The organism is Sungkyunkwania multivorans, assembly GCF_042675645.1.
Taxonomy (GTDB): Bacteria; Bacteroidota; Bacteroidia; order Flavobacteriales; family Flavobacteriaceae; genus Sungkyunkwania; species Sungkyunkwania multivorans.
Window position 1 is genome coordinate 849,656 of record NZ_JBHTJH010000017.1, and the last position, 15,725, is coordinate 865,380.

Sequence of the window (15,725 nt, forward strand, 5' to 3'; positions counted from 1 at the left end):
CATTCCAGCAATGGTGCCCTCCCGTAAACAAAAGATGTTGATGCTCAAACTTTTGAGCTTGTTCTCGGTGGTGCGTGGCTACAATATATTAGTGATCACCCTGGCTCAATACTTAGCTTCCATATATATTCTAGCGCCCGATAGACCTGCGCTGGAGGTCATTTTTGATCTACAGCTTTTTATGCTGGTCACCGCAACGGCCCTTGCGATCGCTGGAGGATATATTATCAATAATTTTTACGATGCGGAGAAAGATCTGATAAACAGACCTAAAAAGTCCATGCTGGACCGTATCGTAAGCCAACGTTTTAAGTTGACCACCTACTTTGTTCTTAATTTTGCTTCTGTATTTTTTGCTAGTTATGTTTCTTTTCGGGCGGTGGTATTCTTTTCGGTTTATATCTTTGGGATATGGTTTTATTCTCACAAACTTAAACGCCTACCCTTTGTCGGTAATCTTACCTCTGCGATACTATCGATTACACCTTTCTTCGCTGTATTTATCTACTATAAGAATTTCGATACAGTGATATTCGTCCATGCCACCTTCTTATTTCTGCTAATTTCCATGCGAGAGCTAGTAAAGGATCTTGAAAACTTACCAGGTGATATGGCACAGGATTATCGTACGATTCCAATTGTGTATGGCGAACGGATATCGAAAATTTTTCTTTCAGGACTGACCCTGCTTACGCTAATCCCCATTTACTTGTTGATAAATCGTTTTCATATAGGATACATGTATCTGTATTTTTATAGCAGTGTTCTTGTTTTAACGGTATTTCTGGTATTGCTCTGGCAATCCAATGGTCGTAGACATTATGTGTTGCTCCATAATATTCTTAAATTCATTATCGTATTGGGGGTATTTGGTATATTGTTGATAGACATCGATCTGGTGCTAAGTAGGATCTTTTAGGCTATTCCCACTAGTATCTCTATGTCTGCGGCAGGACTTTGGCCAGTAGGCCCTTTTGCTATGATGCTAAAGAAGTCGAAGCACAGCAAAAAGGATTTCCAACAACAGCTCAATCTTCAATGCGATCAAAGGATAAACTACTCAACATATCAACTTATAAACAAAAAAATGACCAACCATCTTAAAGTAGCTCTTGCACAGATATCACCTGTATGGCTGAATAAAGAAGCGACCCTAAAGAAAATTAAGGAAACGATCAAAAACGCCGCCGCCGAAAAGGCAGAACTCATTGTTTTTGGTGAAGCACTCCTTCCAGGATATCCCTTTTGGATCAGCCTTACCGAGGGTGCTCAATTTGACGCAAAGATTCAAAAGGAATTGCATGCACATTACGTTCGTAATGCTATCGTGGTCGAAGAAGACCTTGGCGAAGTTTGCAAATTGGCTAAAAAATATACGATGGCCATTTATTTGGGAGTTATAGAGCGCGCCATGGATCGCGGGGGCCACAGCATCTACTGTTCTCTTGTTTATATCAATGCTAAGGGCGATGTAAGATCAATACATCGCAAATTGCAACCCACTTACGAGGAACGCCTTACGTGGGCACCGGGAGATGGTAACGGATTGCAAGTACACCGATTAAAGGATTTTACCGTTGGTGGATTGAATTGCTGGGAAAATTGGATGCCGTTGGCGAGGACCGCACTCTACGGTCTTGGTGAGAATCTGCATATCGCCGTCTGGCCGGGAAGCGATTATAACACCAAAGATATCACGCGTTTTATCGCTCGTGAAAATCGGAGTTTTGTCATCTCGGTATCGAGTATGATGCAAACGAAAGATTTCCCAGATGATACCCCTCACCTTAAAAAGATACTCGATAAGGCACCAACAACATTGGCAAATGGGGGATCGTGCATCGCTGGTCCAGATGGCGAGTGGATCGTGTCTCCCGTAATTGATAAAGAGGGGCTGATCATAGAGACCCTAGATTTTGATCGCGTGTATGAGGAACGACAAAATTTCGATCCTTCAGGACATTATTCACGTCCCGATGTAACTCAGCTAACGGTTAACAGAGAAAGACAAAGTATCGTTAAAATCAGATGATTGGAATTTATGATTTATTGATTGATTATTTGTCCTAGGGTTGTACTTTTGCAAAAATTTTAAGTACATGACACGTAACGACCGTTCAGGTAAGGGCAAACCCTTTGGAAAACAAGGAGCAGGACCAAAGAAGAGAGATTTTTCAAAAGGCGAAAAACCATCTCGTCAACGTCCGTCTGCAAAAAGTACTGGCAATAAGGACGAGATCCGATTGAATAAGTTTATTGCCAATGCAGGCATCTGCTCTCGGCGCGATGCGGATATGCATATCGCAGTGGGTAGTGTCACTGTGAATGGCAAAGTCGTTACCGAGATGGGATATAAGGTGAAGATAACCGATGAGGTTCGTTTTGACGGGCAACGTATCTATCCCGAAAAACCTGAGTATATCCTTCTGAACAAACCTAAAGGCTTTTTAGCTACGACCAAAGATGAGAAAGGACGTAAAACAGTCATGGACCTCATTGCCAATGCGACCGATGCACGCGTGGTACCGGTAGGACGTCTAGATAGGCCAACTACTGGGCTCATCCTCTTTACCAATGATGGCCAAATGGCAAAGAAACTTACCAATGCGGCAAACGATATAAGGCAGATCTATCATGTCTCTCTAGATAGAAAATTGAGTCAGGCAGACTTTAACAAGATCAAAGAAGGAATCACTTTGGACGATGGTCTTGCAGAGGTGGACGAGATCTCTTGGGTCCATGGAGCGACCAAACGCGAAGTGGGAATAAAAATACATAGTATTCGTCACCGCTTGGTTCGCCGCATCTTTGAATCACTCAACTACGAAATCGTATCCTTAGATCGTGTTGTCTTTGCTGGGCTTACCAAAAAAGACCTTCCTCGAGGACACTGGAGACATCTCACCAAACAAGAAGTGATCAATTTAGGAATGTAATTTTATTCTTTCCGTTGTAAATTATTGAACTACATTTGGTATTTTGAAAATTTAAAAATGAAATGTAGCTAGCAGTTGCAGATTCTTGTCATGAGATATATTTATTATGAAAATGATGCCGGCTACAATTTAAAATTAAAACGTCTTTAATACCAAAGAAAGGAAACAGAATGGGCATAAACGGATTGACCATTATTGGGAGTGAAGAATGGTGTGTTTGTGAAGAATTGAACATTCCTGCGATCAAGGCCAGAGTTGACTCTGGCGCCAAAACCTCCTCTATTCAGGCGAGTAATGTGAAAATTATTCAAAAGGGAACTGAAGAATGGGTACGCTTCGAAGTGAACCCTCTTCAAGAAAATAGAAGTATCGCCATTCCTTGTGAAGCCAGGGTCATAGGCAAAAGATTGGTGAAAAGCAGCACAGGCATTGCAGAGCAACGATTTGTGATCAAAACAATGGTGACCATCGGAAAAGACAGTTTTGAGATCGAGCTTACCCTGGCCAATAGGGACACTATGGAGTTTAAAATGCTACTCGGGCGTGAGGCACTCAACGGCAGATATCTGGTAAATCCCAACGAGATCGACCTTTGCGCTTCCTATACCAACGGGGAAATCATGGATCTTTATAAGCCGTTCATCAATGAACGTACAGGGTTGAAGATCGGACTTTTGGCGAGTAACCCTAATTTGTATAGCAACAAACGAATCATTGAAGCTGGCGAGGCACGTGGACACGATATGGTGTTTCTCAATGTAGAACATGCTTATATGAAACTAGATGCAAGTCAGCCCGAGATCCGATACCGAGGGGGCAATATCATCGATGAGTTCGATGCAGTCATCCCACGTATAAAACCTTCGGTCACCTTCTATGGCTGCGCGCTGATCCGGCAATTCGATTCTATGGGCATCTACTGTCTCAATGGAGCTGAGGCCATTACGCAGTCTAGGGATAAGTTGTTCGCATCGCAATTATTTGCAAAACATGATATTCATATCCCAATCACTGGTTTTGCCAAATCTCCTTTGGACACCAAAGACCTTATTAAGATGGTAAATGGGGCACCATTGATCATCAAATTGTTGGAAAGCACACAAGGCAAAGGGGTGGTGCTCGCCGAAACCAATAAGGCTGCAGAAAGTGTGATCAACGCGTTCAAAAGTGTACAGACCAATATTCTTGTGCAGGAGTTTATCAAAGAGGCTAATGGGCAGGATATTCGTTGTTTTGTGGTCAATGGAAAGGTGGTCGCCTCTATGGCGAGACAAGCTACAAAGGGAGAATTTCGAGCCAATATCCATCAAGGAGGTACGGCATCCATCATTAGGATCACTCAAGAAGAACGGAAACTTGCGATCAAAGCAGCGAGGATCTTAAATCTACCCGTAGCTGGAGTTGATATTATACGGTCCAAGAAAGGACCACTTTTGCTCGAAGTGAATTCTTCACCAGGCTTGGAAGGGATAGAAAATGCCACAGGAAAGGATATCGCCAATATTATGATTCAAGCGATAGAGAAGAAGTTGAAGTTCGTTTCTTAAAGAAAAGCTCCCAAAAGAATACTCCATAGACAATACTATATTCTGAGGCGATGATCCAAAGATTCTCCTTGTTTCCTTCATTTCCATAGGCGAGATAGCTAAGGATGATCACAAGGCTCCACACCAATGGGAAACGAAACTTTGTAAAGATCGAAAGAATCAACAAGGTCGCTAGATACCATGGATGTACGGTTGTCGATACAAAGTAGTAAAAACTAAGACACAATAGCATCGCTGTGATCAATTGAATAGCTGTTTTGTTTTTTCTGAAAAAGGCCACGGCAAGAACAAAGAAGATCACAATAAAAGGAGTATACTGGCCTATGGTCTGGATCTCGTTATATCCACGAAAACCGTAACCGATCTCCCTTGCAACATAATAAAGACTCCCATTGAACTCGAAATTGGTGAACCATAAACCTACGGTTTCCGAATAATTATTAATGAATTGTAGATCAAAGAACGGTAGAAACAACAACAATGTAGTGACACCGACAACGACATAGAAACCGATCAATTTTTTTAGGCCATCATGGCTCCTTTCTCCTTGAGGAGAAGGGTTGGGCTTGCCTGCTGGACAGGCAGGGATGAGGTATTGTTTCTTCACAAAATACTGATAGAACAGGGGTAAAAACAATAATGGCATCAACTTTACCGAGATAGAGCATGCTAAGGTCACCGCACTCCACTGCCATTTTCCTTTGACAAGTAAGTAAAAGCTCCATACCATAAAACATAGCATTACGCCTTCAAAATGTAGGTTCCCGGTAAGTTCGACAATGATAAAGGGATTTAAAAAATACCAGAAGATATTCGAGACAGGTAATTTGAGGTGCTCTAATAATTTCTTACCAAAAAATAGGATCCCGATATCAGCCAAAATAATGATTATTCTGAATACTATTACAGACCCCAAAATATTCTTTCCAGCAAAAATGGCTGCCAATGCAAAGCACAACTGATTCAGGGGTGGATAGTTGGTAAAATGGCCAGCACTGAGTGCTCCCATACCTCGATGGATCCCTTCGGCCTGTGCGATGATTTCTCCGTTTTCAGCGATTAGATTGTCTGGGACATATAGATACGGATTGTAACCTTCGAGCAGCAATCTTCCATCCCAGACGAAGCGATAGAAGTCTTGTGATAAGTTTGGAATGGCAAACAAAAAAAGAATTCTAAAAAGAATTCCTGTACCGAACAGAAAATTGAAATCGCCTTTTGACTTTCTGTAGAGCGTATAGGTCAAGACAAACGATCCTGTCCATAGCGACAACAATTTTATGAAGTCCGTGCGTTCTAGGTCATAAGCAAAAGACAGGTAGAGGACGATGATCCCTATGGTAGAGAGTATCGCATATTTTCTAAGCTTTAGATAATGAATAATAGACATCTTGTGCGCTAAGATAGCTTAGTCTAGCCAATAACTAATTACAAAATAGACGTTACCGCTTTTAAAGTCATGCCTTCGCTCTTAGCGAGGTAAAGAATACAAATCCGAACCCGATAAACAACATCAGGTGGAAAGGGAATAGCCCGAAGTCATATTGCGACGCCCCAATCCAATCTTTTACCAAATAGGCACTTACCATTCCAAAGGCGAAGTAAAGCATTAGAAATCCTTCGATGACCACATTGGCCGAAGGCCTCTTGCGCAGATATTTGTTGTTCTTCCAAGAATCCTTCAAATTTTTTATGTTAAACTTTGGAGTTCGAACAAATTCGCTTCGTTTGCCGATGTGTCCTTCTAAAACGGCGATCGAATTATGAAGTGAGAATCCCATGGCCACAGAGAAGAAGGTAAAGAACATCTTTATATAATCGATAAAACCGCTCACCCCCCCTTTTTGTAGCTTTTTATACATGTACCAATAGCAGATAAAGAAAATGATGGTACTGATCACAAAGAAGCTCATAGCGATGAAATATGCCTGAAGATCTTCGTAATAATTCTTTATATATAACATAGGAATACTCAAGATAGCTACGATAAGTACATTTAAGAACATGGTGCTATTGAGCAGGTGAAGAATTCCGTGAACTCGTGTTTTAAATGGTACATTTTTATTGGCGAGTACCTTCCGATACATCTTCTGAAAGTTCTCGGCACCACCCTTGTTCCAACGAAACTGCTGCGATCGTGCCGCACTGATAACTACAGGAAGCTCGGCAGGTGTTTCAACATCCTCCAAATATTTAAATTTCCAGCCTTTCAGTTGAGAACGATAGCTAAGGTCCAGGTCCTCTGTTAGGGTATCCCCTTGCCAGTTACCGGCGTCGATAATGCATTCTTTTCTCCAAATCCCTGCAGTTCCATTAAAATTGATAAAGTGCCCCTTGCTATTTCTTCCAACTTGTTCTAAAGTAAAATGAGCATCCAGCGCGAATGCCTGTACTTTCGTTAATAAGGAATAATCCCTGTTGATATGTCCCCATCGTGTTTGAACCACCCCGATCTCAGGGTCTTTAAAATAAGGGACTGTTTTGTATATCCAGTCGGGCTCCGGTAAGAAATCGGCATCGAAAACAGCAACAAACTCTCCTTTGGCAGTCTTTAAACCTTCTTTGAGAGCACCCGCTTTGAAGCCTTCGCGATTTTCTCTTTGTATATGTTGAATATCCAGCCCTGTCGCTTGTAATTTGGCGATTGCATCGGCGGTGATCTTTATCGCTTCTACATCAGTAGAATCATCCAAAACCTGAATCTCCAATTTTTCGCGTGGATAATCGATTTTTCCCATACATTCCAACAACCGCTCCATGACGTACAATTCATTGAAAACAGGCAGTTGTATCGTTACAAAAGGAATCTCATTAGGATTTGAAAGATCAAATTTTGGAGTGTTTTCCTCTCGTTTCTTTGCGCTCACATAATTATAAAGAAGATTTAATTGAGAAAGCGCGTACGAGAAGATCATCAGCAAAGCTGCCGAGTATATGATGAGTAGGGTGAGGCTGATACCGTATATGGTGTCGTTAGATAACATTATTTGAGACTGTATTTAAAAATCCAACTAAGTATTTTTACGCCCGCAAATATAGTACCTTTTACCGTACCAGAGACCTTTGAGACCCCAATTCTCTTCTTATATTTTACGGGAACCTCCAAATACTTTAACTTTTTCTTAAGTGCTTTGAGTTGCATCTCTACCGTCCAGCCATAGGTTTTGTCCTGCATATCGAGCAGCAAAAGCTTATCGTACTTGATGGCCCTAAATGGCCCAAGGTCTGTAAAACGGGCCCTAAAGAGCAGTTTCATTAAAAAAGTGGCAAGCCAATTACCAAAGACCTGCTGTGGCGTCATTGATCCTTTTTCTCGTAATTCGGCGACGCGTGCACCTATGACCAGATCGACATCATCTGCTATGATCGGGTCGACGATCTTCGTCAATTCTTCAGGATAATCCGAGTAATCTCCATCTATAAATACGATAATATTTGGTTTATCGGCCTGCAAGGCGATGTATTCCAGGCCTTTTAAGCAGGCATATCCGTATCCTTTGTTTTTTTCGGTCAGTACAGTGGCGCCAGCTGCTTTGGCATTTTTTACCGTATTATCTGTAGAGTTGTTATTCACAACGATGATCTCATCGACATCATCAGGAATTTCATGGATCACATTTGCAATCGAATCGGCTTCATTATAAGCCGGAATAATGACTTTGATGTGCGTCACTTTAGGTCAGATAAGTTATTGTCTCGCTTAAAACTTCTAAAATCGAACCATTCGTTCACCTTTTTTCCGTTTTTATATTTCTCGGCAGACGTCAATTTTTTATTAAAATATTTTAGACAATAGCCATTCTTAATACCATTTCTCAACTGACATTTATGGTCAATTCTTCCTTGTTTGTCATAAAAGAGCCACCAACCATTCTTTTGGTCTTCTTGGTAATGGCCTTCCATCGACTTGCTACCATCTGGTCTGTAAAAGTACCAATACTTTTCCTTTTTATCCTCTTTATAGTGGCCCTCTTGCTGCAACTTGCTGTTTACGAAGTAATGTTTCCAATAATGGACCATTAGACCATCTTGAAGCCATCCTTCGGCCTTTAGGGCGCCGTTGTTGTGATATTGTGTTATATACATTCTTTCTTCGTCAATAGAAAATACTGCTATTGAGAAAGCCAATATGAAAAATGTTTTTTGAAGCATCTTATTTTTCGTTCACGAGTTGCATAAGGTCAACATCGTTTCCAAGAAGTATGTCGTTGGCATTGATCCGTCCTTTCTCCGAACCATTCTCTAATTTAAGTACGCCTCTTGGACAAACTGCCGAACATATTCCGCAGCCCACGCAAGAGGCCCTTATAATATTCTCACCTTTTTGAGCATAACTCCGAACGTCGATGCCCATTTCGCAATACGTAGAGCAATTACCGCAAGAAATACACTGTCCACCATTGGTGGTGATCCTGAATCTCGAGAAAAGACGTTGCTGAATTCCTAGGATTGCTGCCATGGGACACCCAAATCTGCACCATACTCTACTTCCTAAGATAGGGTAAAAACCCGTACCGACGACCCCAGAAAATATCGCGCCTATCGCAAAACCATACCATTTCTGAAGTTTATAATCGGGAAAAAAGAATACGTTCTTGTTACCGGCAAAATGATTGATCAAAAGCATTCCTACGATGATTACAAATAAAGACACGGCTGTGTATTTGGCATCTTTGTCAAAGGCCTTTCTTTTGAAAAAGATCAAGAATGAGAGCACCGCCGCCAAGAAAATAACAATAAACCAAGTAAACTGTGCACGAGTGATCACACTATCGGTATTTTTGCCCAAATAGGAGTAAACGGTAGCAACGGTCATCAATACGGCAAATACCAATACTGTATGTATCGACCAACGTTCAAATTTCCAAGCGCTTAACTTTTTACTGGAGAGGTGTCTAAAAGAATCCCCGGCTGTTTCTGCGAGACCTCCGCAACCACAGACCCAGCTGCAGTACCAGCGCTTTCCATAAAAATAGGTGAGTATCGGTGAAATGATAAAGATGGTGGCAATCCCAAAGATGAGCATCGCTTTGCCTATAGTTCCAGCATCTATCAAGGCGTTGATATTCCAATCGTAGAATAGATAATAATTTAAAGGCCACATACTCTTAAGGTCATAAAAAGGAATTGACCCATCGGGGCCATTGTTCAACCCACTCATGATCTCTGGGATCAAAAAGGCAAATCCCAATTGGAAGAACATTACAGAGATCGTTCGGACCACCTGATATTTGTTATGGCGATATTTTAGGATGAACTTATATCCAAAGGTCAAGATCGCTACGGTGTATAAGGTTCCGTAAACAAACCATTGGCTTGCCGGTTGTCCTTTTAACAAAAAACTCAATGGGTCGAATAGTGCTACCACACCAGTATTGGATTTTCCGTTCTGCCCTAAGCCAAGATATTCTGGGAAAAAATAGAGAATGATATAGAACACCGTCAAGACCACACCGGCGACCCAACCCCAAGTGCCTCTACTAGAGATGGACTTCGTCCAAATATGGTTATTTTTAATCCCTTCAGGATGATCTGCATACAGTTCTCGGGCATAGATGACAATTCCTGTCATCAGAAGAACGATTCCCAAGATCAAAAAAGTTGTAGCGTTGGGAAGCTCAATATTGAATATTCCCGACAGCAGAATGAAAAGGCCTGTAAATCCTGTTCCCAATGCGATTCTTTGCATGGTACTTATCGCCGGAGCTGGATCTGCCAGCGACATACTATAGTCAATTTTATTACTCATTTTTTTGATTTGAATTGTCATTCCTGCGAAGGCAGGAATCTATGTGGTTATTGTTTCTCTATTCTTAAAAGCATTATATATCTCATCCTCATGTTTGCTGAAGAATTCTGGGTCGAAATTGGCCTTTTTGAGATGGGCGATCACATGATCGATAGATTGGTTCTCAGTCAACCACCTATCAAATACTTCATGGCGCATGCGTATTCCAAAAGTATTAATGCCTAAAAATTCTCGTGTTTCTTTATGATAAGAGAGCGTGATACATTTTTTACCACTCTCATGCTCCCAATAGAACTGTTCTTCATATTCTTTTGGCTTAGCAAATACCCAACCATAGGTTTGATATTCGATATCTAAGAATTTCGCCGAATTGAACCAATGCCCTGGATTGTACTCCATCTTATTACCGCAAATGGTTTGAGCGACGACCTCGCCCATCATTCGGCCTGTGTACCAAACCGCCTCGATTGGTCTACGATTACCAATGGCCTCGTGCTGTTCGGCACAATCACCTATAGCAAATACGTCTTTGATATTGGTCTCCAAAAAGCGATTAACTTTTACCCCACGGCCCAGTTCGATATTTGAACTCTTAAGAAAATCGATATTTGGAGAAACACCCGCGGTCAATCCCACCAATTCACAAGGAATTTCCTCTCCAGTTTCCTGTATGACCACTGCTTTTGCTCGGCCGTTTTCGTCAGCTATAATTTCTTTGAGGTTCACCCCCAAGCGTAAGTCGATATGATGTTCTCTGATATGTCTATTGATCATTTCGGATTCTCCTGCTGGAAGAACGCCACTCCAAAAACTATTTTCTCGAACTAGGAAAGTAACGGGGATATTGCGAGAACGGAGCATTTCGGCCAGCTCTATCCCAATAAGACCACCGCCGACAATGACGGCTCTATCGATATCTTTGGTGTTCTGTTCTAGAAGATTGAGGTCATGGGCAGAATATAAGCCTTGGACCCCTTCGAGATCTTGCCCGGGCCACCCAAACTTGTTTGGCTTGGATCCAGTGGCTATGATCAATTTGTCATAATGAACGGTAGCGTAGTTATCTAAAATTACCTTTTTATTATCAGTATCGACCTCGTTCACATATCCTCGCCGAAGATCGATATTGTTCTCCTCCCAGAACCAGTTCTCGTAAGGCTGAATATGCTCAAACTTCATGTGACCCATATATACGTACATCAAGGCGGTACGAGAAAAGAAATAATCCGTTTCTGCGGAAATTACGGTGATCTGATGGTCTGAAAGTTTTCGGATGTGGCGTGCGGCGGTAATACCGGAAATGCCATTTCCTATAATGACTATGTGCTTCATATGGTAATGGGTTAGTTGCAAAGTGTGTCGACATTAAAGATAAGAACTTAAAAAGGCTTACTGAATTTAGAATTGTTATAAATAAAACAAATTGTGTAAGGAATTTATTCTTTTTTAGAAAGCTGCCATTCTCGGGTAAATGAAAATACCACTTTTCGATTTTTTTAGCACGAATGTAAGTTAGCTAACATTTTGCGGACTTACCCGTCATTAAATTTGTTCAATAACATCAAAATACTATGAAATCGTACCGCTCGCTACTCCTACTACTGTTATTAGGCAAGGTTGGATTGTCACAAGATGTAGAGACATTCTTTGATCAGACCAACACTTTTTTGAAAACCCATGTATCCAATGGAAAAGTAGACTATGCTGCCATAAGCCAAAATATGGAGGGGATCAAAGAAATATTGGTGTTGGCCTCAAAGGTACGTGTCTCGAAAGATGATCCAACGACGTATCAGGCATTTTGGATCAATGCGTATAACCTCTCGGTCATCAAAGGAATCGCATCAAAATATCCTATTAAATCACCCTTGGACATCACAGGATTTTTCGACAAGACCACCTATGATCTAGCCGGAACATCCATCACCCTCAATGATATAGAAAACAAGAACTTGCGGGGTAATTTCGATGATGCAAGATTTCATTTTGTCCTCGTCTGTGCAGGTTTGGGTTGTCCTCCCATCATCAAAGATGCCTATCTGCCTTCGACACTAGATGCGCAATTGACCGAGCAAACCCGAAAGGCGATCAATGATCCCAACTTCATACAGGTAAACGATAAAAGGAAGCGAGTGGCATTTTCGCAGATCATGGAATGGTACAACGAAGACTTTACCAAAAATGGTCAAAGCCTTATTGAATATGCAAATCAGTACAGAGTCCAGAAAATACCATCAGACTATAAAACTTCCTTTTACGAATACGATTGGAGACTTAATTCAAAGTGATCAACAAACAATAGAAAAAGATGAGAAAGAATATTATCACACTAGCTTTAATATGTATCGGTTTTGTAGGATTGGCGCAGGATGATGATGATGACCAAAAGGGATCGGTCATTCAGACATTGACGCCGTCAAAACTGATCGCCAAGGGGCAATACGACATCAAGTGGTTCAATAATCTCTATACAGAAACGAAAGCCACCTTTGATGGTGTCGAATCCGATATACCTAGAGCAACCTTTTTTACCTCTACCGTAGAGGCGTATACTGGAGTTTCTGAAAACAAACGAGTCAACCTTGGGGTGATCTTGGAATTTCGCTCCAATGTTATCGCGGACCGAGGGGCGTTGGAGGTCTTTCAGTTTGATGGTGAAGAAGGCACCGCGCGCTCAGGCTTCACTTCTTTCGCGCCATCTATAAAATTTGTGCCTTTCAAGGAGGTCGGTAATTTCTCCATTCAGTCGTCATTCTTTATCCCATTGGTAGATAACGAAACAGAGAATGGGGTATTCTTGGATCAAAAAGGCTTTACCTGGCAAAATCGTTTTTTCTATGACCATACCTTTGCTGGCGGCGATTGGCAGCTGTTCTCAGAAATAAATTCTGAGCTGAACTTCGGTGATAAAAACGACAGTTTTGCAAATAATAGCCTGCGATTGACGCCCGGCGTATTCCTGAGCTACTTTCCAAGCTCAAAGTTTACAGTACTTGGTTTATTGCAACATTCAATACTGTTAGACCTTGGAAATGAATTTGATCAAAACTTTACAGCACTTGGAGGAGGAGCAAAATATCAGTTGACCGATGCACTGAATATAGAAGCCTTATATACCAATTTTATTCGAGGTAATGATACGGGCTTAGGGGAAACATTTAACATTGGTTTGAGAGCAGTTTTTTAATAGATATGCTAATTTAGAAGCTAAAATTTTTCGTATGAGAAGGTTTTGGCTTCTAATTATGGTCATTGTTCTTCAGGTCTCTTGCAATAGTCAAACGGAGAAGATCAATGGAATTAGTTTTGTTGGGGGTAGAGATATTGTTGATGCTTCCCATATTCGACCTGTACTGGATATCAACGCCAATTGGGCTTGCTTGATGCCCTTTGGATTTATGCGTACCATCGATGCTCCTCAAATAACGTTTGATGTGGAACGCCAATGGTGGGGAGAACGGAAGGTAGGGGTGGAAACTACCGCCAAGTTATTTCAAGATAAAGGCGTTAAAGTAATGGTGAAGCCGCAGATCTGGGTTTGGCGCGGAGAGTTTACAGGTACCATACAAATGAATAACGAGGAGGACTGGAGGGCTTTCGAAAAGCACTATACCGATTTCATTCTAAGCTATGCAAAGCTGGCTGAAACCCTAAATGCGGAAATGTTTTGTATTGGTACCGAATTACATGAAACGGTAAAGGCCAGACCAGCGTTTTGGAGAGCGCTTATAAAAAAAGTCCGTAAGGTCTATAAAGGAAAATTGACCTATGCAGAGAATTGGGACACTTTTGATAACGTTCCTTTTTGGAATGAATTAGATTATATAGGCGTTGATGCGTACTTTCCGCTTTCTGAGGAAAAAACACCGACCATTGAGAGTCTTAAAACAGGATGGCAAAAGCATAAAGCAATTATTAAAGAGGTTAGCCAGAAAGTGGATAGGCCCGTGTTGTTTACCGAATACGGATACCGAAGTGTGGATTATGCGGGAAGCAAGCCGTGGGATAGCAGCCGCGCCAATAGCAAGGTAAATTTAGAGGCACAGACGAATGGATTACAAGCACTTTATAGTGAATTTTGGAACGAAGATTGGTTCGCAGGAGGCTTTGTCTGGAAGTGGTTCGATTATCATGACCGCGCGGGCGGCAGTAACAACTCGCGATTCACGCCCCAAAACAAACCCGCCGAGATTCTCATTCGCGAGCATTATAAGGCCCATTGAGTTACTTTGCGTTTTTCTTTTTTTTCTCGGTGCCTGCAAGACTTTTTCACAAGATAAAATAGTTTATGATGTAAAAGTACAGGGCAATAAGAAGATGAAGGCCTCTTTCGTAAAGAAATTGGCCAAGGTAAAACCGGGCCATGTATTGGATTCCATGAAGCTAGAGGAAGACATTGCCAAATTAAAGCGTCTTCCAGGAGTTTCCCATGCTTACTATCAGGTGTTCTATTCTCATGATGACCTCTATAATGTCTTCTACAATATTGAAGAAAATTTCACCATCATTCCCAGTATTAACTTTTGGACGGTCAACGATCAAGATTTAGCCTATAAACTCGGCATTTATGACTTCAATTTTTTAGGCCGAAATATTGCTTTTGGTGGATTTTATCAGAACAATGGTTTCGATTCTTACGGGGTCAACTTTAGAGCGCCGTATTTGTTTTCGAACAAATGGGGATTATCGGTGAATCATCAGAATTGGACCAGTCAAGAACCTTTATTCTTCAACGGGGGTACGGCTCAATATAAATATTCCAATACTTCTTTTGAAACCTTGGCCTTATACGAGTGGAATTTCAAAAATAACTTTCAATTAGGCGTTAATTACTTTAAAGAAACTTACGATTATCTCGAAGGATTGACCGCCCCTGAAGTCCCACAATTTCTAAAACTGAATAAATGGATGGTGAAGTTTGTGTATCAATATGATGACCTGGATTATTTCTATCAATATGTAGATGGTTTTAAAAGTACCTTATTTGCACAGTATGTAACTTCGGAGAACGACTTTCAAAAGAATTTCTTGATCGGATGGAATGATTTCTTATACTTCGATCGAGTAGGTGCGAAAGGAAATTGGGCCAATCGGCTAAGATTTGGCGTATCTAGCAATGATGATAGTCCATTTGCACCATTCTCTGTGGATAATAACCTTAATATTCGTGGAGTTGGAAATATTATCGATCGCGGCACCGCAGCTCTGGTACTTAATACCGAGTATCGTTATACGCTTATCGAGAAAGGATGGTTTGTAATGCAAGGAAATGCCTTTGTCGATGCTGGGACTTGGCGAAATCCCGGCGGAGATTTTAACGATTTTTGGGATGATGAGAATTTTAGGGTATATCCAGGCATAGGCCTCCGATTTATTCATAAGAATATCTTCAACGCCATCTTTAGGATCGATTATGGGTATGGGATAACGCAAGATGCCTCTCGAGGAATCGTTTTTGGGATTGGACAGTACTTTTAGATCAATGTCGATCTC

Annotated in this window: 14 protein-coding genes; 8 read left to right on the plus strand and 6 right to left on the minus strand. The window is 41.3% G+C overall.

All coding sequences use genetic code 11. The annotated features are described in order from the left end of the window. Positions 1 to 13: 13 nt before the first annotated feature. The 4 genes from ACFQ1M_RS15125 to rimK all read left to right on the plus strand — a co-directional run bounded on the left by ACFQ1M_RS15125 (position 14) and on the right by rimK (position 4,483). The gene (locus ACFQ1M_RS15125) at positions 14 to 919 is read left to right on the plus strand and encodes a geranylgeranylglycerol-phosphate geranylgeranyltransferase (RefSeq protein ID WP_386410894.1); all 906 of its coding nucleotides are present in this window, start codon (positions 14 to 16) and stop codon (positions 917 to 919) included. A gap of 168 nt (positions 920 to 1,087) precedes the next feature. Further along, positions 1,088 to 2,032 (plus strand): carbon-nitrogen hydrolase family protein, encoded by a 945-nt coding sequence (locus ACFQ1M_RS15130; RefSeq protein WP_386409689.1) that lies wholly within the window; start codon positions 1,088 to 1,090, stop codon positions 2,030 to 2,032. Between the two features lie 67 nt (positions 2,033 to 2,099). Next, a complete protein-coding gene (locus ACFQ1M_RS15135; RefSeq protein WP_386409690.1) occupies positions 2,100 to 2,936 on the plus strand; it encodes a pseudouridine synthase in 837 nt (278 codons plus the stop codon). Between the two features lie 170 nt (positions 2,937 to 3,106). Beyond that, positions 3,107 to 4,483, plus strand: a complete 1,377-nt coding sequence (rimK, locus tag ACFQ1M_RS15140) for a 30S ribosomal protein S6--L-glutamate ligase (RefSeq protein WP_386409692.1) — start codon at positions 3,107 to 3,109, stop codon at positions 4,481 to 4,483. Here the strand turns inward: rimK and ACFQ1M_RS15145 are convergent. From ACFQ1M_RS15145 to ACFQ1M_RS15170, 6 genes are all read right to left on the minus strand, one after another. Continuing rightward, complete coding sequence (locus ACFQ1M_RS15145; RefSeq protein WP_386409694.1) at positions 4,440 to 5,873, minus strand: mannosyltransferase; 1,434 nt, start codon at positions 5,871 to 5,873, stop codon at positions 4,440 to 4,442. The two genes, rimK and ACFQ1M_RS15145, sit on opposite strands and share 44 nt — an antisense overlap. A 67-nt stretch (positions 5,874 to 5,940) precedes the next feature. Continuing rightward, positions 5,941 to 7,467, minus strand: coding sequence for a cellulose synthase family protein (locus ACFQ1M_RS15150; protein ID WP_386409696.1), 1,527 nt, complete (start codon positions 7,465 to 7,467; stop codon positions 5,941 to 5,943). Next, positions 7,467 to 8,156, minus strand: coding sequence for a glycosyltransferase family 2 protein (locus ACFQ1M_RS15155; protein WP_386409698.1), 690 nt, complete (start codon positions 8,154 to 8,156; stop codon positions 7,467 to 7,469). Before ACFQ1M_RS15155 ends, ACFQ1M_RS15150 begins: the two co-directional genes overlap by 1 nt. Then, entirely contained in the window at positions 8,153 to 8,569 is a 417-nt protein-coding gene (locus tag ACFQ1M_RS15160; RefSeq protein WP_386409700.1) for a toxin-antitoxin system YwqK family antitoxin, read from the minus strand. The genes ACFQ1M_RS15155 and ACFQ1M_RS15160 overlap by 4 nt, the downstream gene beginning before the upstream one ends. 67 nt (positions 8,570 to 8,636) lie before the next feature. Next, positions 8,637 to 10,232, minus strand: coding sequence for a 4Fe-4S binding protein (locus ACFQ1M_RS15165; RefSeq protein WP_386409702.1), 1,596 nt, complete (start codon positions 10,230 to 10,232; stop codon positions 8,637 to 8,639). Between the two features lie 39 nt (positions 10,233 to 10,271). Continuing rightward, entirely contained in the window at positions 10,272 to 11,564 is a 1,293-nt protein-coding gene (locus ACFQ1M_RS15170; RefSeq protein WP_386409704.1) for an NAD(P)/FAD-dependent oxidoreductase, read from the minus strand. 239 nt (positions 11,565 to 11,803) lie between these two features. Here ACFQ1M_RS15170 and ACFQ1M_RS15175 point away from each other — a divergent pair, with 239 nt between their 5' ends. From ACFQ1M_RS15175 to ACFQ1M_RS15190, 4 genes are read left to right on the plus strand one after another with little or no spacing between them, the layout of a single operon-like run. Then, the gene (locus ACFQ1M_RS15175) at positions 11,804 to 12,520 is read left to right on the plus strand and encodes a DUF547 domain-containing protein (protein ID WP_386409705.1); all 717 of its coding nucleotides are present in this window, start codon (positions 11,804 to 11,806) and stop codon (positions 12,518 to 12,520) included. Positions 12,521 to 12,540: 20 nt separating this feature from the next. After that, positions 12,541 to 13,419: a hypothetical protein gene (locus ACFQ1M_RS15180; RefSeq protein WP_386409707.1), complete on the plus strand. Its 879-nt coding sequence runs from the start codon at positions 12,541 to 12,543 to the stop codon at positions 13,417 to 13,419. Between the two features lie 34 nt (positions 13,420 to 13,453). Beyond that, complete coding sequence (locus ACFQ1M_RS15185; protein ID WP_386409709.1) at positions 13,454 to 14,455, plus strand: glycoside hydrolase family 113; 1,002 nt, start codon at positions 13,454 to 13,456, stop codon at positions 14,453 to 14,455. 58 nt (positions 14,456 to 14,513) lie between these two features. Beyond that, positions 14,514 to 15,710 (plus strand): POTRA domain-containing protein, encoded by a 1,197-nt coding sequence (locus ACFQ1M_RS15190; RefSeq protein WP_386410896.1) that lies wholly within the window; start codon positions 14,514 to 14,516, stop codon positions 15,708 to 15,710. Positions 15,711 to 15,725 lie beyond the last annotated feature (15 nt).

Excerpts from the sequence above, each read along its gene's own strand:
- rimK (WP_386409692.1), top strand. The coding sequence starts at position 3,107 with ATGGGCATAAACGGATTGACCATTATTGGGAGTGAAGAATGGTGTGTT.
- ACFQ1M_RS15130 (WP_386409689.1), top strand. The coding sequence starts at position 1,088 with ATGACCAACCATCTTAAAGTAGCTCTTGCACAGATATCACCTGTATGG.
- ACFQ1M_RS15165 (WP_386409702.1), bottom strand. The coding sequence starts at position 10,232 with ATGAGTAATAAAATTGACTATAGTATGTCGCTGGCAGATCCAGCTCCG.
- ACFQ1M_RS15160 (WP_386409700.1), bottom strand. The coding sequence starts at position 8,569 with ATGTATATAACACAATATCACAACAACGGCGCCCTAAAGGCCGAAGGA.
- ACFQ1M_RS15170 (WP_386409704.1), bottom strand. The coding sequence starts at position 11,564 with ATGAAGCACATAGTCATTATAGGAAATGGCATTTCCGGTATTACCGCC.
- ACFQ1M_RS15150 (WP_386409696.1), bottom strand. The coding sequence starts at position 7,467 with ATGTTATCTAACGACACCATATACGGTATCAGCCTCACCCTACTCATC.
- ACFQ1M_RS15145 (WP_386409694.1), bottom strand. The coding sequence starts at position 5,873 with ATGTCTATTATTCATTATCTAAAGCTTAGAAAATATGCGATACTCTCT.
- ACFQ1M_RS15180 (WP_386409707.1), top strand. The coding sequence starts at position 12,541 with ATGAGAAAGAATATTATCACACTAGCTTTAATATGTATCGGTTTTGTA.
- ACFQ1M_RS15135 (WP_386409690.1), top strand. The coding sequence starts at position 2,100 with ATGACACGTAACGACCGTTCAGGTAAGGGCAAACCCTTTGGAAAACAA.
- ACFQ1M_RS15185 (WP_386409709.1), top strand. The coding sequence starts at position 13,454 with ATGAGAAGGTTTTGGCTTCTAATTATGGTCATTGTTCTTCAGGTCTCT.
- ACFQ1M_RS15175 (WP_386409705.1), top strand. The coding sequence starts at position 11,804 with ATGAAATCGTACCGCTCGCTACTCCTACTACTGTTATTAGGCAAGGTT.